Raw genomic sequence first — 24,538 nt, forward strand, 5'->3', positions numbered from 1 at the left:
ACCGGAACGTGCCGGCTGCGCCCGCCTCAGGTGAGATGGGCCAGGTGGCGAAAGGGCGAGAGGCGGCGGAGCAGGCTGAACCGGCGGCCTTCGTGACGGCTACGGGCACGGTTGGCCCGCCACATCCGGAAGGTCGCGCGGCGTTCGGCGAGCACGCCGGCAATGTCGCAGGCATTTGCGATGCGATCGACCGGGCGCATGACGAACCGCAGCAGGGCGCGGCCAAATCCACTCACGAGGGCTGTAGCGTCGTCGACGAAAGTGGTGGCGATATCAACAGCAAGGGTTTGCATTTTGCAGGTCTCCGGGTTAAGTTGAACAATGTTCACGTTGGTAGCTTTAAAATGAACAATGTTCAAGAAGAATCGTTGCGGGACCAGAAAAAAAATCGGCGGCGCCTCCAGATCCTGGAGATCGCGCGCGGCATTATCGCAACTAAGGGTTTGAGATCGTTGAAGGTTCGAGATGTCGCGGAGGCTGCCGGCTGCTCGGTCGGCAGTGTCTATAATGAGTTCGGCGACTTCGACGGGGTGATCCTGACGGTCAATCGGGAGACGGTTCAGGCACTGACGGTGCAGCTTGGTCGGGTTCCGGCCGAGGATCCCGTTCGCCAGCTCTATGGGCTGGCTGCGACCTATCTCGACTTCTTCGCCGCGAACGCCAATCTGCTGCGCTCGCTGTTCGAGCACCGGATGGAGGACGACCGTCCTTATCCCGACGACATCCTTCAGATGGTGATGAACGCCTTCGCGCTGATGCATCCACCCCTGGTACGGCTGCTCCCGGACGCGGATGACGTGAAGATCGCGCTGCTGTCACGTACCCTGTTTTCTGCCGTGCATGGGATCATCTCGCTCGGCCTCGAGGAGCGCATGGTCGCCGTGCCACCCCAGATGCTGCGCCAGCAGGTGGAGCAGTTCGTCGACGTGCATCTCGCGGGTCTTGGGATCGTGCCGGTGCGGTAAAGCGCGGGCGCTCCTATGCGCGCGCGGCTTCGCGCGGCCTGGCCGCGACGACGACGACGTCCGGTCTGCCGTTGTCGACCTGAACGCGGTTGCGTCCCTTGTCCTTGGCGCGATAGCAGGCTGCGTCCGCACGCCGCATCGCGTCCTCGAGCGTGGTCCTGCCGTCTGCGATGCAGGCAACGCCGATGCTGGCGGTCACCGCAAAGCAACGATCGTCCCAGACGAAGTTGAACAGTTCGAGCGACCGTCGCAACCGTTCGGCGATATCGACGGCTTTCGAGGGCGGGCACTGCGGCAGGATCAGGCAGAATTCGTCGCCGCCGAGCCGGGTGACGAGGTCATGCGGTCGCCGGTCCTGCTGCAACAGCTGCGCGATCTGACAGAGCAGGCGGTCGCCTGCGAGATGGCCGCACGTGTCGTTGACGCTCTTGAACTGGTCGAGGTCGAGCAAGATCAGGCTCACTGCACCGCCTGCGGCGCTGTCCAACTCGCGTTGCAGGCGCGCTTCGAAGGCACGCCGGTTTGCAAGGCCAGTCAACCAGTCGTGCGACGCCTGGTACGCCAGGCGCTCCTTCTCGGCATGCAGCGCATCCTCGAACGCCTGTCGTTGCAGCACCAGTCGTCGCGTGTGCCAGATCAGGAGCAGGATCAGTGTCACGGCGGTGACGATGTTGATGCTGGTCAGCGTCAGCTTGATGGCGCGAGAGCCCTCGCCGAGGACGGTCGAGAACCGCTCGGCATGTCCCGTGAACTGCCCGTTCAGCTCCGACAGTCGCGTCGACAGGAATTGCAGGCGAGCGCTGTCCCGAATAGGACCGCTCTTCAGCTCATCGCGAATGACTTCGCCGAAGACGCTGAGCTCGAGCAGCATGGGATCGGTGGCTGCCCACTCCCGGATCGCCTCGCGGAGGAAGCTGACCTGGTTGAAGTGGCGGAACAGCCAGATCAATCCCGGGACGTCATCGGGATGGTTGCCGCCTTGCAGGAAGCCGATGCGAGCGGTCTCGATGTCGATCGGATCGCGTTCGAGCGCCCATCTCGCATATTCGTCGCCGATGGGGACGGCGAGCGAGGTCTGGTATTGCGCGAACTGGCTCGCTTCGCCCGAATGCAGATGGAGATTGAGGAAATAAACGGCATTCTTCTGCGAGCGCGACCACATCGCCTCGCCCGCGACATAGGCTCGGACCGAGGACATCACTTCGAGGCTGAATCCCGCGATCGCCGCTTGCAGCAGGACGACCATCACGAAAGGCGAGACGAGCTTGATGACGTGAAGGAAGTTGCGTCCCTTCGTCAACGTTGCGGTTCTGCGAAACACTTTGCGTTCCCCAAGTCGCTCAACGACCCCCAGCGGAGCGTTCCGCTCATAACTCGGATTGAGCGTGAACGCTGCTTAACTCGACCTCAAAATGCAGGGAGACTGCGTCGCAGGGTGAAAGCGTTGTGAAGCGGATGCCCGCAGATCGTTGCAAATGCCGTCGAATCGGAACTGACGCGCTATCCGCGAATCGATGTCTCGAATTCGTGCTGCGCGGTTTACCCGATTAAGAGAAATCGGCTGCCCGCTAGACCAGCACCGGCTTGCGGACGCGGCCGGCGTCGCCGAACACGCGCAAATAACGCTCGATCTCCGAGGCAAGACCGGTCGCTTTCTCCGGATTGTCGGAGAGCTTGACGGCCGGATGTCCGTCGACCGACGACACCTTGCAGACCAGCGAGATCGGATCGAGATTGAGCGAGCCGTCCGGCGTACAGCCGACGAAATCATTGGTGAGGTTGGTGCCCCAGCCGAAGGAGAGTCGCACCCGGCCGGTGAAGTGGTGATACGTCTCCTCGATCGAGCCGACGTCCATCGCGTCGGAGAACACGAGCAGCTTGTCCTTGGGGTTGCGCCCCTTCTTCTGCCACCAGGCGACGATCTCCTCGCCGGCCTGCACCGGCGGCGCGCTGTCGGGGCGGAAGCCCGTCCAGTCGGCGACCCATTCCGGCGCATCGCGCAGGAATGCCTTGGTACCGAAGGCGTCGGGTAGCGCGATCAGGAGGTTACCGCCATAGGTCTGGCGCCACTGGTCGAGGATGCGATAGGGCGCCCAGCGCAATTCCTCGTCGTCCCTGGCGAGCGCAGCCGCGACCATCGGCAGCTCATGCGCATTGGTGCCGATGGCTTCGAGGTCGTTGTCCATCGCGAGCAGCACGTTGGAGGTGCCGATGAAGGACGGGCCCAGGCCTTCCTTCACGGCCTCGACGCACCAGCGCTGCCACAGGAAGCCGTGGCGGCGGCGCGTGCCGAAGTCGGAGAGCCGTAAATTCTCGAGCTGGCGCAGCCGCTCCACCTTGGTCCACAGCTTGGCCTTGGCGCGGGCATAGAGCACGTCGAGCTCGAAGCGGCCGCGGCCCTTCATCGCGGCGCGCGAGCGCAATTCGTTGAGAATGGCGAGCGCCGGAATCTCCCACATCGTGGTGTGCGTCCAGGGACCGTGGAAATGCAGCTCGTATTGGCCTTCGACCTTGCGCAGCTCGTATTCGGGCAGGCGGAATTCGGCCAGCCAGCGGATGAAATCCGCCGAGAACATATGCGTCTTGCCGTAGAAGGTGTTACCGGCCAGCCAGATCAGCTCCTTCTTGCCGAAGCGGATGGTGCGAGCGTGGTCGAGCTGGGCGCGCAGCTCGCCCTCGTCGATGATCTCGGCGAGCCGCACATGGCGCGAGCGGTTGATGACCGAGAAGGTCACCTGTTGATTCGGGTAATCCTCCCGAATCATCTGCAACATCAATAGCTTGTAGAAGTCGGTATCCAGCAGGCTGCGGATGATGGGATCCAGCCGCCAGCTGTGATTGTAGGTCCGGCTCGCAATATCGGTCACTGTCATGCAGGGATTTTAGCGTGATGGCCCTCGCGCAACCAGTGGGTTTCGGGAGGGGCAGGCCACCGCCGGGCACCGGGCATGGGGCGGGTCACGTCAGGGGCGGTAAAACAATTCCTTGGTCCGGCGCAGCGGCGCCGTCAGTCTCCAGGAGGTGGAGCTTCGGACCGCTGCCAGTTGCGCCCGCGCGTCGTCCCTTTCCACCAAAAATCCCTGCCGTTCGGCGGCAACGGACTGAAGCGCCGTCAGAGCCGAATCGCGCTCCGCCGTGACCCAGTCGCGCATCACCGCGTCTTCCCGCCACAGGCTGAACTGGCGGGCGAACGCCTGGCGCAAAGGCGCGTCCAGCCGTTCGCGCAAAGGCGCGGTCATGGCATCCGCCTCGACCATCTTGAGCCGTGTCGATGGATTGCCGATCCCGGCATAGTGATGAACGATCGGGTCGGGGACGGTGGCGAGGCCGGGTATCGAATTCCAGGCAGTGTCGAGACGCGCGATACCGGATCGGTTCGGCTCGTCGGGACGATCGGGTCCGAGCCCCACGCATTCATCGTGACCGAGAAGGTGGAGAATGGTGGCTTGGTCGAACCAGGGATGCGGGAATTCGTCGGCCTCCCAGACTCGCCTGAAAAATTCGCGCGACCAGTCGCGCACGCGGATCAGCATGACGCCCGAATTGTAATGCGGAACGAAATCCGCGGCCAGGATCTGGGCTGTATCCGGACCGTGCCAGGCCATATGCAGATGAGCGTCGTCGACTGCCACTGTCCTGACATCGACGTCGTTGCGAAGCACGATGGCGTCGACGTCCATCCAGAGCACGAAGTCGAAATTGTCTTCAAGCGCGGCCCGGATCACTTCGATCTTCAGCCATCCGCGCGGACGTTTCCAATTGTCTCCATGAATGACGCGCTTTTCATAGCCATGCGCCTCGGCGAATGCCAGCATGCGGGGAACGGTGAGGGCGGCGAGCGGCTGCTGAACGGAGTCGTAGGCAGTCAGAAGGCACACGCTTGGCCGCATGAAAATTCTCCGGACGCCCGTCCTGGCGTTCTATCGATCGTGTGATCAGAGCCCGCTCGCAGGAGCGGCTCAAGGATCGCGTGATCTGGCGACTTCGTGCCCCTACATCGCGTCGAACGGCCTAGTGAGCGGAATCTTGGCGCGAAATCGCGGGCCTCGCATCAACCGTTCGGTTGAGCTCGGTCGGCCACCGCGTTTGATCATCATTTCCGGATTCGGATGTGGCCGATCGGACGCAACCGGTTGGTCATCCTCCCGCGGCCGTCGCCGCCACGGTTTCGAGCTGGTTTCTGAGCCAGCGATGAGCCGGGTCTTTCTGGTAGCGCTGGTGCCAGACCATGAACATCGGCAGCTCGGCCAGTGCGCGCGTGCGCGAGGCCAGCGGTATTCGCGTTTGCGCGAAACTGCGCATCACGCCGGACGCAAGCAGGCTCGGCATGCTCGCCAGCATTTGCGAGCCGCGCAGGAAGGACGGCACGCCGGAAAAGCTCGGCACCGAGATGGCGATGTCACGATGGAAGCCGTTGGCTGCCAACCGGCGGTCGAAGTCGAGCCGCTCATTGTCGGTGTAGACCACGGTGATGTGGCGCGCCGCGAGATAGGCGCTGCGGCCGGCGGGAGCGGTGCGCGCCTTGGGATCGTAGTAGCAGACGTAGTGATCGCTCAGCAGGCGCTTCTGCACGATGTCGACGCCGGACGGCGGTAGCGGCGTGATCAGGAGATCGCAGCGGTTCTCGCGCAGCATCGCGGGCGAGGGCGACTGTGAGGGGATCACCCGCAGGTTCAGGCTCCTCACTTGCCCTGTGACGTGATCGAAGAACCGCGGCAGCAGCAAATCGCGCTGGAAATCATTGGCGGCAATCGTCAGCGACAGCTGGGCCTGCGTCGGCTCGAAGGTGACGCCGCCGGCAAAGCTGCGCATCTCGTCGATCAGCGCGCGCGCCTTCGCCGCCAGTGCCTGGGCATGCGCGGTGGCGACGATGCCGCGGCCGGATTTGGCAAACAGCGGATCGCCCGCGATCCGCCGCAGCTTGTTCAATCCGTGGCTGACCGCCGATTGCGTCAGGCCGAGCCGCGTCGCCGCCGCGGTGACGGAGCCTTCCTCCAGCACGGCGAGGAACAGCTCGAGGGCGTGGCCGTCGAGGGCCAAATGATCGATTTCCTTCATGCAATTGATTATAATCCATCTATTTATCTTGAGGATAGATAGTTCCATGATCTCCCGATAAGCCGCGCGCCCGGACCCCGGGCGCCTCAGGGAGAGACACGATGAATGCCCAGGCGCCAGCCTTGCGGGATCCCCGCCTCAACCGCCCCGAGCCCTTCGCGTCGCCGCTCGGCGATGGCGGCTTCTTCCAGCGCGACCGCGCGATGCATCCGCCGGCGCATGCGCCGGGCTACAAATCATCGGTGCTGCGCTCGCCGCGCCAGGCGCTGCTGTCGCTGGAGAATTCGGTCTCGGAGATCACGGGACCGGTGTTCGGCCACAACGATCTCGGCCCGCTCGACAACGATTTGATCCGCAACTACGCCAAGGACGGCGATCCCGTCGGCGAGCGCATCATCGTCCACGGCCGCGTGCTCGACGAGACCGGCCGCGGCGTGCCGAATACGCTGGTCGAGTTCTGGCAGGCCAATGCCGGCGGCCGCTACCGGCACAAGAAGGATACTTATCTCGCGCCGATCGATCCGAATTTCGGCGGCTGCGGCCGCGCGCTGACCGACGACACCGGCTATTACTACTTCCGCACCGTGAAGCCCGGACCCTATCCCTGGCGCAACTACGTCAATAGCTGGCGTCCCGCTCACATCCACTTCTCGGTGTTTGGCTCGGGCTTTGCGCAGCGCTTGATCACGCAGATGTATTTCGAGGGCGATCCCCTGATCCCGGTTTGCCCGATCCTGACGACGATCCCGGACAAGGACGCGCTCGACCGTCTCGTCGCGCCGCTCGACCTCAACGCCTCGACGCCGTTCGACTCGCTCGCCTACCGCTTCGACATCGTGTTGCGCGGCCAGCGCTCCACCTATTTTGAAAATCGCACCGCGGGAAACTGAGCAATGCCGCAGCCGCTCAACTATCTCAAGGAAACCGCCTCGCAGACCGCCGGTCCCTACGTTCATATCGGCTTGATCCCGGCCATGGCCGGCTTCGACATCTTCGAGAAGAATTTTTCCAACGTGCTGGTGACGCCGAACACGCAAGGCGAACGCATCGTGCTGGAAGGCAAGGTGCTCGACGGCAGCGGCTCGCCGCTGCGCGACGTGCTGCTCGAGATCTGGCAGGCCAATGCGGCCGGCCGCTACAACCATCCGGCCGACCGCTCGGCTGGCGCGCCGGACCAGGATTTCCGCGGCTGGGGCCGTGGGGGTTCGGATTTCGACAGCGGCCTCGTCACCTTCGAGACCATCAAGCCAGGCGCCATCATCGACAAGATGGGGCGCAAATGCGCGCCGCACGTCAATGTCTGGATCGTCGCGCGCGGCATCAATATCGGCCTCAACACGCGGCTTTACTTTTCTGATGAAGAGGCTGCGAACGCCGCCGACCCGGTGCTCAACCTGATTGAACAGTCGGCCCGGCGCGCAACGCTGATCGCAAAGCGCACCGAGCGCGCCGGCAAGGTCGTTTACTCCTTCACGATCAATTTGCAGGGGCCGGAAGAGACGGTGTTCTTCGATGTGTGAGGGGTCGGCGGCCGTCCCGCTGGATTACTCCACCTGGTCGCCGCGATTGATCGCTCCTCGCGAGAGGAATTGTGGTAACTGACGCATCTCGCGCGATCCCGGCCGGTCGGTCGGGTCGCGCCCCACTTTTGGTTTCAGCTCTAACAAATCAATGAACACATCCGCCTGTCGGCGCAGGTCGTCGGCGACCATGGGGGGCTGAGTGGAGAGTGTGGAGACGACCGTCACGCGGACACCGCGGCGTTGCACGGCTTCCACCAGCGAACGAAAATCCCCATCGCCCGAGAACAACACGATCTGATCGACGTGCCCGGCGAGCTCCATCGCTTTTACAGCGAGGTCGACATCCATTCTGCCCTTCACCTTGCGGCGTCCGGTGGTAGCGTCGGTGAACTCCCTGGCGAGCTTGGTGACGACGGTGTATCCGTTATAGTCGAGCCAATCGATCAAGGGGCGGATTGACGAATACTCCTGATCCTCGATGAGGGTCGTGTAGTAGAAGGCGCGCAACAGCGCACCCCGGCTTTGGAATTCGCCGAGCAGACGCCTGTAATCGATGTCGAAACCGAGCGCCTTGGCGGTGGCATAGAGATTGGAGCCATCGATAAAGAGTGCGATCTTCTCGATCGAAGGCATTATGCACAAATCTCCAGTTCCGCGCGAAAGTGGGCCGGTCCAGCATGCCGGCCGGAAAACACCGAAGACGCCGATGGCTTGCTGAAAAAGCGGCGCAGACGACCGGACAGGGGGGGCCGTCTTGCGCCAAGGCTAGGGAGGTTCCATGCCACCAGCGCCAGGGCGCCGAATGCAGCCACGCTAAGGCGCGCGCACTCCCTGCTCAATTGTACGGAGGTAAAGGGCTTCTATCCAAAGGATAGGATTCCATATACGAAGGTAAGTGGCTGTAGCCTTCGACCATAGGCACGCCTGGTCTTTGGTCCGATGCGTCAGCCTTCATCGCCATGGAGTTGCGCACGGAAGGTGCGCGGCGACACGCCCGTGGCGGCGGCGTAGACGCGGCTGAAATAGGCCGGGTCCTCGAAGCCGAGCGCATAGGCGATCGTCGAGACCGGCAGATTGGTGTAGACGAGATTGCGCCGCGCCTCGCGGATCAGGCGGTTGAGGATCAGGTGCGAAGCGGTGTCGCCGGTCGCCGCCCGCGTCACGCGATTGAGATGCGTCGGCGTGATCGACAGCGCGTCGGCATAGTCCGCAACGCTCCAGCGTTCCAGATGATGCTGTTCCAGCAGCGCCTCGAAGCGGCGGAACAGTCCGCTTTCCGCCGTCCCGCTGCCGCCACTCTCGCCGGTGAGCGCGCGGGCCACCAGCCCGATCATCGCCGCCGACAAGGCGCGCAGCACATGCGCGCGGCCGAAATCGCGCGCGGCATGCTCGGCGAAGATCTGCTTCATGGTGGTGCGGATCTGCGGCGTGCCGCGCACCACGGCCGATCGTGACAGCGCGCCGCGCACTCCTTCCGAAGCCAGCAGCACCTCGTCCAGGATTTCCGCGGCGATGGTCAGCACCCAGCCTTGGGTATCGGGCACGAAGCGGAAGCCGTGGACATGGCCGACCGGCACGTTGACGATCTGCATCGGCCGGAGCGGCACCACGCGGCCGTCGAGCGTCGCCTCGCCGCCGCCGCGCTCGATCAGCAGTACCTGGTGCAGCCGGGCATGACGGTGCACGGCCAGAGTCCAGTCGTGCAGCACCGAGCGGGACGCAATCGTCTCGCAATGCACGACGTCGGGCAGGTCGCCGGACTCGCCGAAGAGGTTGTAGACGCGGATTGCGGGAACTGCGGTTCTCATGTTCGAATAGTACAAGACAAAGACGAAACCCTCCATCGGTTTGCAGCGTTGGATCTGCAAAAAAGTGCTGACGGGAGGACGCAAAAATGAAAGTTCAGGTCTGCATCATCGGCGGTGGACCGTCCGGGCTGCTGCTGTCCCAGCTCCTGCATCTGAAGGGCATCGATACGGTCGTGCTGGAGAAATACAGCCGCGACCATGTGCTCGCCCGCATCCGCGCCGGTGTGCTCGAGCACGGCTTCGCCAGGCTGATGCGCGAGGCGCAATGCGGCGAGCGGATGGACCGCGAGGGCGAGATCCACAACGGATTCGAGATCGCGCATGACGGCATGCTGTCCCATATCGATCTCCACAAGCATTCCGGCGGCAATTCGGTGCTGGTCTACGGCCAGACCGAGCTGACGCGCGACCTCTACGAGGCGCGTGACCGGCTCGGTGGCAAGGTCGTGCACAATGCGGAAGACGTGACGCCGCACGACCTGACGTCAGACCGGCCGTACGTGACGTATCGCGCGAACGACGAGATCGTCCGCATCGATTGCGATTACGTCGTCGGCGCCGACGGCTTTCACGGCGTCAGCCGCAGATCGATTCCGAAGGACGTGCTGCGCGAATACGAGAAGGTCTATCCGTTCGGCTGGTTGGGAGTACTGTCGCGCACCAAGCCGGTGTCGCCCGAGCTGATCTATGTGAAGCATGAACGCGGCTTTGCGCTCTGTTCGCTGCGCTCACAAGTGCTGAGCCGTTACTACATCCAGGTGCCGTTGACCGACAAGGTGGAGGACTGGAGCGACGATGCGTTCTGGACCGAGCTGAAGCGCCGCCTGCCGGACGAAGTCGCCGGCCGGCTGATCTCGGGACCGTCGATCGAGAAGAGCATCGCGCCGCTGCGCAGCTTCGTCGCCGAACCGATGAGCTACGGCCGCCTGTTCCTCGCCGGCGACGCCGCCCACATCGTGCCGCCGACCGGCGCGCGCGGCCTGAACAGCGCCGCCTCCGACATCTACTATCTCTACCACGCCATGCTCGCGCATTATCAGAACGGCGATGATTCCGGGCTCAAGGGCTATTCCGCCAAGGCGCTCGCGCGGATCTGGAAGGCGCAGCGGTTCTCCTGGTGGATGACGATGCTGCTGCACCGTTTCCCGGACCGGCTCGACTACGAGGATCGGCTCCAGCAGACGGAGCTGGAATATCTGCTCTCGTCCGAGACCGCGCAGCGCCTGCTCGCGGAGAATTATGTGGGACTGCCGTTCTAGCGGAAGCTACTTCCCTTCCAGCGTATTGACTGGTGTCCAGTCCGGTGGTGGCGGATTTGCGCTGAGTGCCCTCGCGCGCTTCGCGAACAGCGCCGACGCCGGATCGATCTTTGCTACGCCATCGAACGCATCAGCGGCCTTGGCAAAATCCCGCGCCCGCCAATAGGCCAGTCCTTCCGCATACACCGTGGCCACTTTCGCCTGCTCCGCGCTCTCGGCGCCTGTCCCGGCCAGCGGCTCGAACACCTTGATTGCTTCGCCGCGGCCCATCACCCTGATCGCGTCGAGCTCGCGCCAGGCGTAGCTGTTGCCGGTCTGCGCCATCGTCGTTTCCGACGCCATGATCGCGGTGCCGTAGTATTTGTTGGCGCCTTCGAGGCGGGAAGCGACGTTCACGGTGTCGCTCATCACGGTGTAATTGAAGCGGCGATGGGAGCCGATATTGCCGACCACGGCCTCGCCGCTGTTGAGCCCGATGCGGTGTGACAGGCCACGGCCGGCGAAGGCGGCGCTGTTGGCGTTCAATTCCGCGAGCTTCTCGTGGCACTTCAGCGCAGCGTGGACGGCGTTGCGTGCGTGGGCGGGATCGTCGGCCGGCGCCCCGAACATGGCGACGATGGAATCGCCGATATATTTGTCGACATAGCCGCCATGGCTCTCGATGATGTCGGTCATCGCGGAGAGATATTCGTTCATCAGGGTCACCAGCTCGCCCGGCGTCATCGTCTCCGCGATCGAGGAGAAGCCGGCGAGGTCGGAGAAGAACATGGTGACGTTGCGCATTTCGCCGCCGAGCGCGGGCATCTTGCCGGAGGCGACCATGGTGTTGATCACTTCGGGCGCGAGATAGAAGGCGAAGCTCTTGCGCAAAAAGCGCTCGTCGCGATCGGCCAGCACGAAGCGGTAGCCGATCATCATCGCGAGCGCGGCAAGGCTCGCGAGTGCAGGCTCGGTCAACGGCAGCGCCAGTGCGTGAACGAACGCGCCGACGGCGAGGGCGGCGTACATGACGGTGAGGACGAACCAGACGGTCAGTGCTCCGCTCGGCGCAAGCATGCAGGCCGCGCAGGCGATGACCGCAGCGAATGCGATCGTGAGAATGGTCCGCGCGGGAAAGCCCAGTTCTGTCACCGTATCGCGCTCGATCAGGTTTCGGACGACGGTGGCGTGCACGAAGACACCGGCGACCTCGCTGCGGGCCTTCTGCGCGGCGTTTGCCGGGGCGGGCAGGGCGCACCGAGGCCCCGGCGTCCCGTCATATCCGCCAGCTAGTCGCATCGAGGTCAGTTTGCGATCATCGAAGGTGAGGATGCTGCCGAGCAGCACGACCTTGCCGTCGAAAGCGCGGCGGAAGAAGTCGCGGTCGCCTTTTTCGACGCAGGCCCGCAGATCCGCGAAGGAGAAGGTCGGAACGTCACGGCCCATTCCGCGGAAGTTGAGCGTCAGCGTATTCGGCACCGCGCTTGGGATCGAATAGCCGGACAACTCGCTCGCACCGGACGGCGTCATCTCGGGTTTTCCGCCGAGTGCGCGCGCGGCGAGCTCGACGGCCATCGTGGGCACCGGCTTGCCGTCGATGGCAAAGCTCAGCGGCATCCGCCGGATCACATCGTCGGGGTCGGTGTGAACGTTGAGGGCGCGCACGCTATTTTTCACCGCAAATCGTTGTGCGGGGTAGGGGGCGTCCGGATGGTCGTTGCTCAGAATCTCGCCGAGCAGCAGCTTGCCATTGTCGGAGAGCTGCCGCAGGGCGATCAGATAGTCCCGGTCAAATCCCTTCAGGCGGGCGCCGAACGACGTATCGCCGAAAGGAATCTCCGATTGCTCGATCGAGTTCTTGAAGATGACGTCGAAGCCGATCACCTTGGCGCCGCCGTCGGTGATGCTGCCGAGCACCCGGCCGATCTCGCGCGTCCAGGTCTGTGTCGGCGAGCCCTTGAAGGGCGGTGTGTCGTAGGTCTCGCCATCGATCGCGACGACGACGACGGGCGACGTCGCGGGATCGCGGCGGTCGCCGATGAGCCTGCCGCGCAGTGCCGTGAGGATGTCGAGCGAGAGACCTTGCAGCGTCTGAAGCGGCGGCGACGTGACGACGGCGCCCGCAACGAGCGCAATCAGGATCGCCGCAACGATGTCCCGCCTGCCGATCCGCCGCATCGCCCCGTCGCTAGGCCGTCTATTCGAGCCGCAGCAGGCGGCCGACGATCGGCGTCGGCGAGGAGGTTGCGCCGGCATCGACCTGAAACGCGTAGCGCTTGGCGCCGAGGATGGCGAGATAGCTGCCGCCCGGGGTCAGCGACTTGCCGGCCTTGGCAAAGTCGTAGAACTTGCCGCCGACCATGATCTCGCTCTTGAGCGGCACACTGATCGCGGGCTCCTTGCCGTCGGTGCGCTCGATCACCAGCGTGCTGCCGCTCTTGGCCTGCACCAGCGGCGAGACGCCGTAGAGCGTCGGCAGCTTGGCCGGCGCGGCGCCCCTGGCGTCCGATCGCATGGTGCGGAAGGTCGTTGCTGCGCTCTGGTTCGCCTCGCGCTCCGAGAGCTTTGCCGCGTTGGTATCGCAGGGTACTTTTTCCCGCTTGACCTCGCCGAGCTGCACGGTGCTCTGCTCGGCGCCGACCAGGACGACGCCTTCGCTGATGGTCTCGCGCTGGCAGGATTTGAGGTAGCTGAGCGTGATGCTGGCCTTGGGCCCGAGCTTGATGATCTTGCCTGGCGCCACATAGTCCATGAACGCGATGCCGTCGACCTTGCCCTGCACATCCTCGACGATCGCGGCCGGGGTCTCCGCCAAAGCGGGGGCCGCAAGACAGAACGCGCCGACAGCGGCGCCGATCAGGCGTTTCATGGGAGCTCTCATCCAATTCGACCGATATATGACCGGTCCCCGTCCTGGTTCGATGCTTAGCAGCGGAACGCCCAGGCAAGTGTGACCAGAATCACGCTTTATTATTGGTGACACTCTAGCAGGAACAGGTTCAACCGGGCGACCGGAGAAAACGAAGCCGCGGCAAGCTCTTGGCCGAATGGATAATGTCAGGTGGCCGGGATGGCCTCGGGTAAACGGTCCTCGGCCGGGCAGCTCTGCTCCGCAGTCTCCAAACCAGGAACGAGCGTGGCTCCGGTCTTCTGATAGGGCGTCGCCTGCCCGCCGGCGGCGATCTCCACGACCTCGTCCCAGCGCGACAGGAAGGCCTCGACGCAGGCCGGATCGAATTGCCGCCCCTGGTTCTCGACCAGATAGTTGCGGGCGACGTCCAGCGGCATCGGCTCCTTATATGGCCGCCGCGTCGTCAGGGCGTCGAAGACGTCGGCGACCGCGACCACGCGCGCGGCGACCGGGATTGCATCTGCCCTGAGGCCGTTCGGATAGCCGGCGCCGTCCCAGCGCTCGTGATGGCCTGCGGCAATTTGCGCACCGAGCTGGATCAGCTCGCAGCTCGAGTCCGCCAGGATCTTCTCGCCGATCGTCGCATGGGTGCGGATCACCGCCATCTCGTCGTCGGTCAGCTTGCCGGGTTTGAGCAGGATGCTGTCGGGGATGGCGACCTTACCGACGTCGTGCAGCGGCGCGGCGAGATAGATGTCACGGCAGAGCCGGGCCGGCAGGCCGAGCTGCTCGGCGATGATGCGGCTGTAGCGGGCGACCCGCAGCGTGTGCTCACCGGTGTCGTTGTCGCGATACTCGACCGCGAGCGCGAGCCGCAGGATGATCTCTTCCTCGCGCTCGCCGAGTTTTCGGGTCGCGGCCGCGACTGCGCTCGCGGGATCGGCGGCGCGGTCGTTCTGCTTGCGTACGGCTGCACCAAGCCGCACCAAATTCCGCAAGCGCACCGTCATCTCGACGCTCTGGGGCGCCTTGGGCAGGAAATCGGTTGCACCGGCCTGCAGCGCTTCCATCTTGACGTCATCGGTCTGTCGCGAAGTGATCATCGCGATCGGGATGTCGGCGAAGCCGGGCAGGGTGCGGAAGGCGCGGATGAAGCTGATGCCGTCCATATGCGGCATCTCGTAGTCGACCAGCACGAGATCGAAGACGCGTTCGCGCGCACAAGCCAGTGCCTCGACGGGATCGAGGAAGGTCGTGGCCTCGACCATGCCTTCGGCTTCGATATGACGTTTCAGGAAATTGAGGACGGAGCGACTGTCATCAACCAGAAGCGCTTGGGTCAGCATCGGCGGCCGGTCTCGTTCGGATGGCGAGGCATGATCGCAACGAATAGCCTTTGCGATTTAACGCGGAGCAAACGTCCAACCCGTCGCAAACTGCCGCGAGACTGCGCGCAGCGCATGAGATTTGTGCTGGCCATGCACGTCTGCATGCATACGCGAAGTTCTAGGGATTGTGACCCGTAGTTGTACGGAGGGTCTCATTAGGGGTTTGCACACTCTCCAAAGCGAATAGTCGTCGCGCGGGATTCACGCAATGCGTGCAGCGAATCCCGAGGAAATTTGGGGGACGAATGTCGTCTGATGCTACGGAGCCGAAGTGGTCCCTACGGCTGCCCGCGGATTGCAGCATCGCTGCGATCCGCAATGTCTATGACCTGATCCGAGAGGCATTCGGCCGGCAGGACCGGCTCGAGATCGATTGTTCGAGCGTCGACAAGGCCGACGTGACCTCAATCCAGCTTCTGCTGTCGACCGCCAGGACGGGCGAGGCCCAGGGCCGCCCGGTGGTGCTCACATCATTCTCCCAATCTCTGCGTAACACCCTTCGCCGCGCCGGCTTTGCCAGCGATGCGATGATCGATCAGCATTTCCCGCAAAAGAAAGATGGCACCTGATGGCCACGATTCTCACGGTCGACGACTCCCCCAGCATCCGCCAGATGATCAAGGTCGTGCTCGAGCCGGCCGGTCACAACGTGATCGAGGCCGGTGACGGCGCGCAAGGGCTCGCCAAGGCGCAGGCCGGCAAGCTCGACCTCGTCATCACCGACCTCAATATGCCCGTCATGAACGGGCTCGAGCTGATCCGCGCGCTGCGCAAGCTGCCGAGCGCGGTCGGCATGCCCATCGTGTTCCTGACGACCGAGTCCAATGACACGGTGAAGCAGGAAGCCAAGAGCGCAGGCGCCACCGGCTGGATCACAAAGCCCTTCAAGCCCGAGCAGCTGCTCGCCGTCGTCGGCAAGCTGGTGCGCGCATGAACGCGATGGACCCGACCGAGGTCTTTCGCCAGGAAGCCAGCGAGCTGTTCGAGGTCCTTGAAGGGGCCCTGCTCGACCTCGGCCAGCGTCCCGACGACCGCGAGCTGGTCGATTCCGCCTTCCGCGCCCTGCATACGATCAAGGGGTCGGGCGCCATGTTCGGCTTCGACAAGGTCGCCTCCTTCACCCATGAATTCGAGACCGCGTTCGATCGTGTCCGCAAGGGCGAGATCAAGCCGACGCAGGAGCTGATCTCGGTCGCGCTTGCGGCGAAGGACTACATCCGAGCGCTGATCGAGGATCCGCAGTCGACCGACGACGTCATCGGCGAAGCCATCCTCGCCGACCTCAAGCGCTTCGTGTTTCCCGACCAGGCTGCCGCTCCGGTCGCCGCGATCGCAGAGGCGCCGCCGCTCGCGCCCGCCGCGAGCAAGCAGGCCGGCTGGCACCTCTTTCTGGAATTCGAATCCCATATCCTGCGCAACGGCTCGAACCCGCTCGACCTGCTGGAAGACCTCTGCAAGCTCGGCCCCTGCTTCGTCGTGCCCGTGACCGACGGCATCCCGTTCCTCGACGAGATGGAGCCGGAAGACTGCTATCTGAAATGGGACGTCAAGCTGCACGCGGCCTGCGACAAGAATGCGATCGACGACGTCTTCATGTTCGTCTCGGACGAGATGAAGCTGACGCTGTCGCCGCTCGCGCATGTCGAGACGCCCGCGCCGCTACCGCTGTTCCAGCTGCTCGACGAGGAGCCGGCCCCGCCCGCCGACATGACCGCGCCGGCGGTCGAGGCGGTTGTTGAGCCCGTCGCCGAGCAGCTCGTCGCCAGGGCGGAGCCCAAGCCTGAAGTCAAGCCTGAAGCAAAGCCTGAGACAAGACCGGAAGCGAAGCTCGAGGCCAAGCAGGATCGCGGTATCGCCACCGTCCGTGTCCAGGCCGAGCGTCTCGACGAGTTGATGGACCGGGTTGGTGAGCTCGTCATCGCCCAGGCGCGGCTGACCCAGCTCGCCTCGTCCGGCTCGGACCTCTCGATCAAGATGATCGCCGAGGAGATCGAGCGCCTTGCCTCCTCCTTGCGCGACACCACGATGGGCGCGCGCATGGTGCCGATCGGCTCGCTGTTCGGCCGCTTCCGCCGCCTGGTGCATGATCTGTCGCGCGACCTGTCGAAGCCGGTCGAGTTCGTCACCACGGGCGAGGATACCGAGCTCGACAAGACCATGATCGAGTGCCTCGCTGATCCGCTGGTGCACTTGATCCGCAATGCCATCGACCACGGCATCGAGGACACCGCGACCCGCTCCGCCAATGGCAAGACCGAGCAGGGCCGCATCGAGCTCGCGGCCGTGCATTCCGGCGCGCAGGTGCTCGTCACCGTGAAGGACAATGGCGGCGGCCTCAACACCGCGCGCGTTCGCGCGAAAGCGGAAGAGCAGGGGCTGATCGCCGCGGGCGCCGTGCTGACCGATCACGAAATCCACCAGTTCCTGTTCCACCCGGGCTTCTCGACCGCGCAGACCATCTCGGCACTGTCGGGCCGCGGCGTCGGCATGGACGTGGTCAAACGCACCATCGAGAACATGCGCGGTACGATCGACCTGTCGACCCGGCCGGGCCAGGGCACCACGGTGACGCTGCGCCTGCCGCTGACGCTGGCGATCATCGAAGGTCTTCTGATCCGCGTCGGCGAAGGCCGCTACATCATCCCGCTGTCGGCGGTGGAAGAATGCATCGAGCTGACGGCCGAGGACGAGCGTTCGCGCGGCCGCAACTTCCTCAACGTGCGCGGCAACCTCGTCCCGTTCCTGCGCCTGCGCGAGATCATGTCGTCGCAGGGTACGCCCGACCGGCATCAGAAGACGATCATCATCTCGACGGGCGAGACGCACGTCGGTCTCGTCGCCGACCAGATCATCGGCAACCACCAGACCGTGATCAAGTCGCTCTCCAAGCTGCACTCCGACGTCACGATCTTCTCCGGCGCGACGATTTTGGGTGACGGCACGGCGGCGCTGATCCTCGACGTGACGCAGCTCGTTGCGCTGGCGCAGTCGAAGGTCGAGAAGCAGCACATCAGCGAGGCGGCGTGATGAACGATGGTTTGGAGGGCGGGCATCAGACGGGCGCGATGCAGGTCGTGATGATCGGGCTCGGCGAGGAGAAGTTCGCGCTCGACGCGGGCCTCGTGCGCGAGATCATCGATCCCGTTCCGGTGACCAGGGTGGCGGGCGCGCGGGCCTTCGTTCCGAGCGTCATCAACGTGCGCGGCAACGTCATTCCGCTTGCCGACTTGCGCATCCGCTTCGGCATGCCGCAGCCCGACGACTCCGCCGACACGCGCATCGTCGTCATCGAGCTCCAGCTCGACGGCGAGCCGGTGCTGGTCGGCGTCACCGCCGACAAGGTCTATGAGGTCACGGAGATCTCGCAGACCGACGTGCGGCAGACGCCGCGGGTCGGCATGCACTGGAAGCCGGAGTTCATCCGTTTCATCGCCAAATGGCGTGAAGAGTTCGTCATCGTTCCGAACATGGAACGCATCCTGAATTGAAGCGAGGTCTCGGGGCGAGATCGGGTAGGGGCTGAAGATGAGATTTACGGTCAAGGCAAAGCTTGCCAGCGCATTCGGCCTGGTCATTGTCCTGTCGATGGTCGCCGGCGGCGTGGCATACGTGAAGCTCGGCGACATGATGGCCACGGCTGACAGCATGGTCCTGCGCGCCAAGCGCATGGAAAAGGCGACCGAGGTCGAGAAAGACATCCTCCTCCAGCTTCGTGCGGAAAAGAACGCCATCATAGGCAACGAGAGCGAGGTTGAGCAGGCCGCTGCCGACGCCACCAAGCGTCGCGAGGCGGCGCTCAAGACCCGGGACGAAGTCTACGCATTGGCGAGCGAAGCCGGCAAGAAACTGCTCGACGGTTTCGCCGTGACCTACGCCAAGATGAATATCTATCAGGAAGAGACGATCCGGCTCGCCAAGACCGACAAGGCCAAGGCGACAGAACGTTCGACCAATGAAGGCCGCAAGGTCGTCAACGAAGCCCTTGAGTCGATGGGGGCCTATGTCGAGAACACCAAGAGACAGATGGCCGAGCAGGCGGTCCAGTCGAAGGAAGCAGGACACCAGGCGCAATTCCTGCTGATGACGCTCCTCGGTGTTTCGCTGCTGGTTGCGATCGTTGCAGCGTTGTGGATTTCGATCTCGATCAGCCGTTCGCTGGGCCGCGCAGTCAGCCTTGCCGGCGCGGTGGCTGACGGCGATCTCAACCAGACTATTCCCTCGGCCAGCAACGACGAGATCGGGGATCTCATCAAGTCGCTGAACGTGATGGTTGAAAAGCTCCGCCAGATCGTCGCCGAGGCGCTCACAGCCGCGCAGAACGTCTCCGCCGGCAGCCAGGAGCTCTCCGCCAGCGCCGAGCAGCTCTCGCAGGGTGCGACCGAGCAGGCCTCATCCGCCGAGGAAGCCTCGTCCTCGATGGAGGAGATGGCCTCGAACGTGAAGCAGAATGCCGACAATGCCAACCAGACCGAGAAGATCGCCGCGCGATCGGCCCAGGATGCCGAAGCCAGCGGGGTCGCTGTCGGCCGTGCCGTCCAGGCGATGCAGACCATCGCCGAGAAGATCACGATCGTGCAGGAGATCGCGCGCCAGACCGACTTGCTCGCCCTCAACGCCGCGGTCGAGGCCGCGCGTGCCGGGGAGCACGGCAAGGGTTTTGCAGTGGTCGCCTCCGAAGTACGCAAGCTCGCCGAACGCAGCCAGGCGGCGGCGGCCGACATCGGCACCCTGTCGACGGAAACGGTGAAGGTCGCGCAGGAAGCCGGCGACATGCTGTCCAAGCTCGTCCCCGACATCAAGAAGACCGCCGAGCTGGTTCAGGAGATCACCGCGGCCTGCCGCGAGCAGGACGTCGGCTCGGCCCAGATCAACCAGGCGATCCAGCAGCTCGACAAGGTCGGCCAGCAGAACGCCAGCGCCTCCGAGCAGGTGTCCTCGACCTCCGAAGAGCTCGCCTCGCAGGCCGAGCAGCTCCAGTCGACCATCTCGTTCTTCCGCATCGAGCCGGCTGGTCGCGACGAGCGCGTTGCGCCCGCGCCGATCGACCGTGCCGTCACCCAGCTCCGGGCCAAGGCGGCGCACATGGCGGCCGCGGATCGCGGTGCGAAAAAGCCTGTGCCTGTTCGTAAGCCAGCGCGCGCGATGAAGGTCGCAAACGGCGGCGGCTTCGCCTTCGACATGCATGACGGCGAAGACGACCGAGACGCCGAGTTCCAACGCTGACCGCAATCTGAAAATCACCTGACCCTGGACTGCATCATGGCCGCAACCTCGCAATATCTGACGCTCGGGCTCGCCGGCGAGACGTTCGGCATCAGCATCCGTAACGTCCGCGAAATTCTCGACATGCGGCCGATCTCGCGACTGCCGCATGCGCCGAACTTCCTGCTCGGCATGATCGACGTGCGCGGCAGCGGTTATCCGATCGTCGACCTCCGGATCAAGCTCGGCCTGCCCAGCGTCCCGACGACCGAGGCCACGCGCATCATCATCCTCGACGTCCCGATGAAGGATCGTCTGGTCGGCGTCGGTTTCGTCGCCGATTGCGTGTTCGAGGTCACCGATATCGACGAGCAGGCGATCGAGCCCATCCCCGAGGTCGGCGGGACATGGCAATCCGACTATGCCGCGGGCATCGGCCGCAAGGGCGAGAAGTTTGTCGTCATTTTCGACCTCGCCAAGCTGATGGCCAACGACAAGATTCCCGAGGGACGCGATGTCGGCGCCGATGCGCCCCGCGCCGCCTGAGTTTCTGTGAAGCGTGATCGAGCGTAAGCAACCCCATTCGAACCAACGAGACTGACATGAGATTCACCGTCAAAGCAAAGCTCGCGAGCGCCTTTGGAGCCGTCATCCTTCTGTTCATGGTAGCGGGCGCCGTAAGCTACATGAAATTGTCCGACATGGCCGCGACCGCAGACTCCATGGTGCTTCGCGCCAAGCGGATGGAGAAGGCATCCGAAGTCGAAAAAATCATCTGGCAGCAGCTCCGGGCGGAAAAAAACGCAATCCTGGGAACGCCGGCTGAAGCCGACGAATTCGCCGCGAACGCAGCCAAGCTCCGCGAGGAGGCGACGAAGATCAAGGATGAGGTCTACGCGCTCGCCAGCGAAGGCGGCAAGAAGCTGCTCGACAACTTCGCGGGTGCCTATGCCAGGATGAACGCCTATCAGGAAGAGACGATCAGGCTGGCGAAGACCGACAAGATCAAGGCAACGGAGCGCACGATGGGGGACGGGCGCAAGGTAGTCGCCGACGCGACAGAGGCGATGGGAGCCTATGTCGCGAATACGAAGAGGCAGATGGCCGAGCAGGCCGCGCAGTCCAATGAAGACAGCCGTCGTGCCCAGTTGATCCTCATCGTCCTGGTCGTCGTCTCGCTGATCGTTGCCGCGATTGGTGCAGTCTGGATCTCGATCAATATCAGCCGGTCCCTCGCCAAGGCTGTCGATCTGGCGGATGCTGTCGCAATCGGTGATCTCAGCCACAAGATCGATACCTTCAGCAACGACGAGATCGGCGATCTGGTCAAATCCCTGAACGCGATGACCGCCAATCTCAATGCGACCGCGGCCGTGGCCAACGAGATCGCACATGGCAATCTGATGGTGGAAGCCAAGCCGCTGTCGGACAAGGATACGCTCGGCCTCGCGCTGGAACGCATGGTGGAGAAGCTCCGGCAGATCGTGTCGGAGGCGCTGACCGCGGCGCAGAACGTCTCGGCCGGCAGCCAGGAGCTCTCCGCGAGCGCCGAGCAGCTGTCGCAGGGCGCGACCGAGCAGGCCTCGTCCGCCGAGGAGGCCTCTTCTTCGATGGAGGAGATGGCCTCGAACGTGAAGCAGAACGCCGACAACGCCAACCAGACCGAGAAGATCGCCGCGCAGTCGGCCAAGGACGCCGAGGCCAGCGGCGCTGCTGTGGGGCGCGCCGTCAACGCGATGCAGACCATCGCCGAGAAGATCACGATCGTGCAGGAGATCGCGCGCCAGACCGACCTGCTCGCGCTCAACGCCGCGGTCGAGGCCGCGCGCGCCGGCGAGCACGGCAAGGGCTTTGCAGTGGTCGCTTCCGAAGTGCGCAAGCTCGCCGAACGCAGCCAGGCTGCCGCGGCCGAGATCGGCACGCTCTCTGCCGACACCGTCAAGGTGGCGCAGGAAGCCGGCTCCATGCTTTCCAAGCTCGTCCCCGATATCAAGAGGACGGCAGAATTGGTCGAAGAGATCACCGCCGCCTGCCGCGAGCAGGACGTCGGATCGGCCCAGATCAACCAGGCGATCCAGCAGCTCGACAAGGTCGGCCAGCAGAACGCCAGCGCGTCCGAACAGGTGTCCTCGACCTCCGAGGAACTGGCTTCGCAGGCAGAGCAGCTCCAGTCCACCATCGCCTATTTCCGCATCGAGCAGGGACGGAGCGAGGCGGCTGCCCCGATCGATCGCGCGGTCAATCAGCTCCGTGCCAAGGCGGCGACCATGGCCGCCGTCGAGCGTCCGGCGAAGAAGCCGCAGGCCAAGCCGGCGCGCGTCATGAAGGTGGCCGGCGGCGGCGGCTTCGCTTTCGACATGAACGATGGCGGGGACGATCGCGACGCCGATTTCCAGCGCTGAGCTTCTTTGAGGGATCGGCCCCCCTTTGGGGACCGATCTGTCTTCAGCAATTGCGTAAACGCGTAGGACTCAAGATGGCCCGTTCGGCCCGACATTCAGTGCAGGCGGCGGCCATCCCGGACGGGGGCGCGCAGCGATGATGCCCGCCGTGCAGGATACGGCCGTCCATCTGTCGGACCGTCACTTCCGGACCATCGCCGAATTGATCGAGGGCCAGGTCGGCATCAAGCTGCCGCAGGGCAAGCGGCTGATGCTGGAGGGGCGGCTGCACAAGCGTGTACGCGCGCTGAACTTCTCCGACCTCAACGAATATGTCGACAACCTGTTCGAGGTCGACCATTTCGACACCGAGCTCACCCATCTGATCGATGTGGTGACGACCAACAAGACCGACTTCTTCCGCGAGCCCCAGCACTTCACCTTCATGCGCGAGGTCGCGATTCCGGCCCTGCTCAAGCTGCACGGACGCCAGAGCGCGAATCTGAAGATCTGGAGCTCGGCGAGCTCCACCGGCATGGAAGCCTACACCACCGCGATGGTGCTCGACGACATGACGCGGAACGGCTCGCGGTTTCAGTACCGCATTCTCGGGACCGACATCTCGACCGCGGTTCTCCGCCTCGCCAAGACCGCGATCTACACCCGCGACGTGCTTGCGCCGGTGCCAGAGTACTTCGTGAAACGATATTTCCTGTCGTCGCGGGACAAGTCGCGCGGCGAGGTCCGGGTGGTGCCGGAGTTGCGGCGTATGACGCATTTCATGCGGATGAACCTCATGGATGCGTCCTATCCGGTGGATCGGGACGTCGACATCATCTTCTGCCGCAACGTGTTGATCTATTTCGACAAGCCGACCCAGCGCAAGGTCGTCCAGCAGCTTTGCAGCCATTTGCGGCCGGGAGGGTATCTGCTGGTCGGACATTCGGAATCCATGATTCACAGTTCCGTCCCGGATTTGAAGCAAGTTCAGCCAACCATTTTCCAGGTCTGATTGGAGCCACACCAGATGCCGAGGGAGAAAGTTCGCGTACTGATCGTGGACGATTCGGCGTCGGTGCGCCAAATCCTTCAGACGATTCTTTCCGAAGATCCCGACATCGAGGTGATGGCGACTGCCTCCGATCCCTTCGTCGCCGCCCGCCGCCTCGAGAAGGAGCTGCCCGACGTCATCATTCTCGATCTCGAGATGCCGCGGATGGACGGCATGACGTTCCTGCGCAAGATCATGGCGCAGCGTCCGATCCCGGTGATCATCTGCTCCTCGCTCACCGAGGAAGGCTCGAACGTGATGTTCGAGGCGTTCGAGGCGGGCGCCGTGGACATCGTGCCGAAGCCGAGGATCGACACGCGGCAGGCGCTGCTCGAATGCTCGACCCGGCTGCGCGAAGCCGTGAAGTCGGCCGCGCGCGCGCGGGTGCGCCCGCGCGCCGAACGCCGCGCCATCGAGAAGAAGCTGACCGCCGATGCGATCATCCCGCCGCCGGTGCAGGGCAGGGTCCGGCCGACGACGGAACGCATCGTGTGCATCGGCGCATCGACCGGCGGGACCGAGGCGCTCAACGACGTCCTCGAGATGCTGCCGCCGCATTGTCCGCCCATCGTCATCGTCCAGCACATGCCGGCGGGCTTTACCGCGGCCTTTGCCAGGCGTCTCGACAGTATCTGCCAGATCCGGGTCAAGGAGGCCGAGGACGGCGAGCCGGTGCTGCCGGGCTGCGCCTACATCGCGCCGGGCGCCCGTCACATGCTGCTGCAACGCATCGGCCTGCGCTACCAGATCGCCATCAAGGACGGCCCGCCGGTGTCGCGGCATCGTCCCTCCGTCGACGTGCTGTTCCGTTCGGCAGCCCAGCATGCCGGCGCCAATGCGCTCGGCGTGATCATGACCGGTATGGGTGACGACGGCGCGCGCGGCATGCTGGAGATGCGCAAGCTCGGCGCCTCGACCCGCGCGCAGGACGAGGAAAGCTGCGTCGTGTTCGGGATGCCGAAGGAAGCCATCGCCCATGGCGGTGTCGAGAAAGTCGTCTCGCTGCACCATATCCCGCGCGAGATCATGCTCTGGTACCAGGCCGGGCATGTTGCGGTGGCAGGTTGATTGCG

General features: G+C 64.1%; 22 protein-coding genes. 13 read left to right on the top strand and 9 right to left on the bottom strand.

Annotated elements, in window-relative coordinates; translation table 11 throughout:
* The first annotated feature begins 344 nt into the window (after window positions 1-344).
* Window positions 345-965 (top strand): TetR/AcrR family transcriptional regulator, encoded by a 621-nt coding sequence (locus I3J27_RS07485; RefSeq protein WP_270172612.1) that lies wholly within the window; start codon window positions 345-347, stop codon window positions 963-965.
* 13 nt (window positions 966-978) lie between these two features.
* On the opposite strand, the gene I3J27_RS07490 is transcribed toward I3J27_RS07485, so the two are convergent.
* The 4 genes from I3J27_RS07490 to I3J27_RS07505 all read right to left on the bottom strand — a co-directional run bounded on the left by I3J27_RS07490 (window position 979) and on the right by I3J27_RS07505 (window position 6,023).
* Complete coding sequence (locus tag I3J27_RS07490) at window positions 979-2,286, bottom strand: GGDEF domain-containing protein (protein ID WP_270167230.1); 1,308 nt, start codon at window positions 2,284-2,286, stop codon at window positions 979-981.
* A gap of 247 nt (window positions 2,287-2,533) precedes the next feature.
* Window positions 2,534-3,838: a nicotinate phosphoribosyltransferase gene (gene pncB / locus I3J27_RS07495; protein ID WP_270167232.1), complete on the bottom strand. Its 1,305-nt coding sequence runs from the start codon at window positions 3,836-3,838 to the stop codon at window positions 2,534-2,536.
* Between the two features lie 90 nt (window positions 3,839-3,928).
* The gene (locus I3J27_RS07500) at window positions 3,929-4,855 is read right to left on the bottom strand and encodes a glycosyltransferase family protein (protein ID WP_270167234.1); all 927 of its coding nucleotides are present in this window, start codon (window positions 4,853-4,855) and stop codon (window positions 3,929-3,931) included.
* Window positions 4,856-5,102: 247 nt separating this feature from the next.
* Window positions 5,103-6,023 (bottom strand): LysR family transcriptional regulator, encoded by a 921-nt coding sequence (locus I3J27_RS07505; RefSeq protein WP_270167236.1) that lies wholly within the window; start codon window positions 6,021-6,023, stop codon window positions 5,103-5,105.
* A 101-nt stretch (window positions 6,024-6,124) separates the two neighbouring features.
* On the opposite strand from I3J27_RS07505, the gene pcaH reads away from it, so the two are divergent.
* Entirely contained in the window at window positions 6,125-6,913 is a 789-nt protein-coding gene (gene pcaH / locus I3J27_RS07510; protein WP_270167239.1) for a protocatechuate 3,4-dioxygenase subunit beta, read from the top strand.
* Window positions 6,914-6,916: 3 nt separating this feature from the next.
* Entirely contained in the window at window positions 6,917-7,543 is a 627-nt protein-coding gene (gene pcaG, locus I3J27_RS07515; RefSeq protein ID WP_270167241.1) for a protocatechuate 3,4-dioxygenase subunit alpha, read from the top strand.
* A gap of 24 nt (window positions 7,544-7,567) precedes the next feature.
* On the opposite strand, the gene I3J27_RS07520 is transcribed toward pcaG, so the two are convergent.
* Complete coding sequence (locus I3J27_RS07520; RefSeq protein ID WP_270167242.1) at window positions 7,568-8,179, bottom strand: LabA-like NYN domain-containing protein; 612 nt, start codon at window positions 8,177-8,179, stop codon at window positions 7,568-7,570.
* A 311-nt stretch (window positions 8,180-8,490) separates the two neighbouring features.
* On the bottom strand, window positions 8,491-9,390 hold the full coding sequence (locus I3J27_RS07525) for a helix-turn-helix domain-containing protein (RefSeq protein ID WP_270167243.1): 900 nt from the start codon (window positions 9,388-9,390) through the stop codon (window positions 8,491-8,493).
* 50 nt (window positions 9,391-9,440) lie between these two features.
* On the opposite strand from I3J27_RS07525, the gene pobA reads away from it, so the two are divergent.
* Window positions 9,441-10,613: a 4-hydroxybenzoate 3-monooxygenase gene (pobA, locus tag I3J27_RS07530; RefSeq protein WP_270167244.1), complete on the top strand. Its 1,173-nt coding sequence runs from the start codon at window positions 9,441-9,443 to the stop codon at window positions 10,611-10,613.
* Window positions 10,614-10,619: 6 nt separating this feature from the next.
* Here the strand turns inward: pobA and I3J27_RS07535 are convergent, their stop codons facing one another.
* From I3J27_RS07535 to I3J27_RS07545, 3 genes are all read right to left on the bottom strand, one after another.
* Entirely contained in the window at window positions 10,620-12,770 is a 2,151-nt protein-coding gene (locus I3J27_RS07535) for an adenylate/guanylate cyclase domain-containing protein (RefSeq protein ID WP_270167245.1), read from the bottom strand.
* Between the two features lie 19 nt (window positions 12,771-12,789).
* Window positions 12,790-13,461 (bottom strand): hypothetical protein, encoded by a 672-nt coding sequence (locus I3J27_RS07540; RefSeq protein ID WP_270167246.1) that lies wholly within the window; start codon window positions 13,459-13,461, stop codon window positions 12,790-12,792.
* A gap of 188 nt (window positions 13,462-13,649) precedes the next feature.
* On the bottom strand, window positions 13,650-14,789 hold the full coding sequence (locus I3J27_RS07545) for a response regulator (protein WP_270167247.1): 1,140 nt from the start codon (window positions 14,787-14,789) through the stop codon (window positions 13,650-13,652).
* A 287-nt stretch (window positions 14,790-15,076) separates the two neighbouring features.
* Here I3J27_RS07545 and I3J27_RS07550 point away from each other — a divergent pair, with 287 nt between their 5' ends.
* The 9 genes from I3J27_RS07550 to I3J27_RS07590 all read left to right on the top strand — a co-directional run bounded on the left by I3J27_RS07550 (window position 15,077) and on the right by I3J27_RS07590 (window position 24,533).
* Window positions 15,077-15,400, top strand: a complete 324-nt coding sequence (locus I3J27_RS07550; RefSeq protein WP_270172614.1) for an STAS domain-containing protein — start codon at window positions 15,077-15,079, stop codon at window positions 15,398-15,400.
* Window positions 15,400-15,765 carry a response regulator gene (locus tag I3J27_RS07555; protein WP_008142319.1) on the top strand — a complete coding sequence of 122 codons (366 nt, stop codon included), beginning with the start codon at window positions 15,400-15,402 and terminating at the stop codon, window positions 15,763-15,765. The genes I3J27_RS07550 and I3J27_RS07555 overlap by 1 nt, the downstream gene beginning before the upstream one ends.
* A complete protein-coding gene (locus I3J27_RS07560) occupies window positions 15,762-17,858 on the top strand; it encodes a chemotaxis protein CheA (RefSeq protein ID WP_270167260.1) in 2,097 nt (698 codons plus the stop codon). Before I3J27_RS07555 ends, I3J27_RS07560 begins: the two co-directional genes overlap by 4 nt.
* Window positions 17,858-18,319: a chemotaxis protein CheW gene (locus tag I3J27_RS07565; RefSeq protein WP_270167268.1), complete on the top strand. Its 462-nt coding sequence runs from the start codon at window positions 17,858-17,860 to the stop codon at window positions 18,317-18,319. Before I3J27_RS07560 ends, I3J27_RS07565 begins: the two co-directional genes overlap by 1 nt.
* A gap of 37 nt (window positions 18,320-18,356) precedes the next feature.
* On the top strand, window positions 18,357-20,054 hold the full coding sequence (locus I3J27_RS07570; protein WP_270167270.1) for a methyl-accepting chemotaxis protein: 1,698 nt from the start codon (window positions 18,357-18,359) through the stop codon (window positions 20,052-20,054).
* A 36-nt stretch (window positions 20,055-20,090) separates the two neighbouring features.
* The gene (locus tag I3J27_RS07575) at window positions 20,091-20,579 is read left to right on the top strand and encodes a chemotaxis protein CheW (protein ID WP_270167272.1); all 489 of its coding nucleotides are present in this window, start codon (window positions 20,091-20,093) and stop codon (window positions 20,577-20,579) included.
* A gap of 56 nt (window positions 20,580-20,635) precedes the next feature.
* The gene (locus I3J27_RS07580; RefSeq protein ID WP_270167277.1) at window positions 20,636-22,435 is read left to right on the top strand and encodes a methyl-accepting chemotaxis protein; all 1,800 of its coding nucleotides are present in this window, start codon (window positions 20,636-20,638) and stop codon (window positions 22,433-22,435) included.
* A 136-nt stretch (window positions 22,436-22,571) separates the two neighbouring features.
* On the top strand, window positions 22,572-23,426 hold the full coding sequence (locus I3J27_RS07585; RefSeq protein WP_270167279.1) for a CheR family methyltransferase: 855 nt from the start codon (window positions 22,572-22,574) through the stop codon (window positions 23,424-23,426).
* A gap of 15 nt (window positions 23,427-23,441) precedes the next feature.
* Window positions 23,442-24,533: a protein-glutamate methylesterase/protein-glutamine glutaminase gene (locus I3J27_RS07590; protein WP_270167281.1), complete on the top strand. Its 1,092-nt coding sequence runs from the start codon at window positions 23,442-23,444 to the stop codon at window positions 24,531-24,533.
* Window positions 24,534-24,538: the final 5 nt, after the last annotated feature.

Source organism: Bradyrhizobium xenonodulans (assembly GCF_027594865.1).
Classification (GTDB): Bacteria; Pseudomonadota; Alphaproteobacteria; order Rhizobiales; family Xanthobacteraceae; genus Bradyrhizobium; species Bradyrhizobium xenonodulans.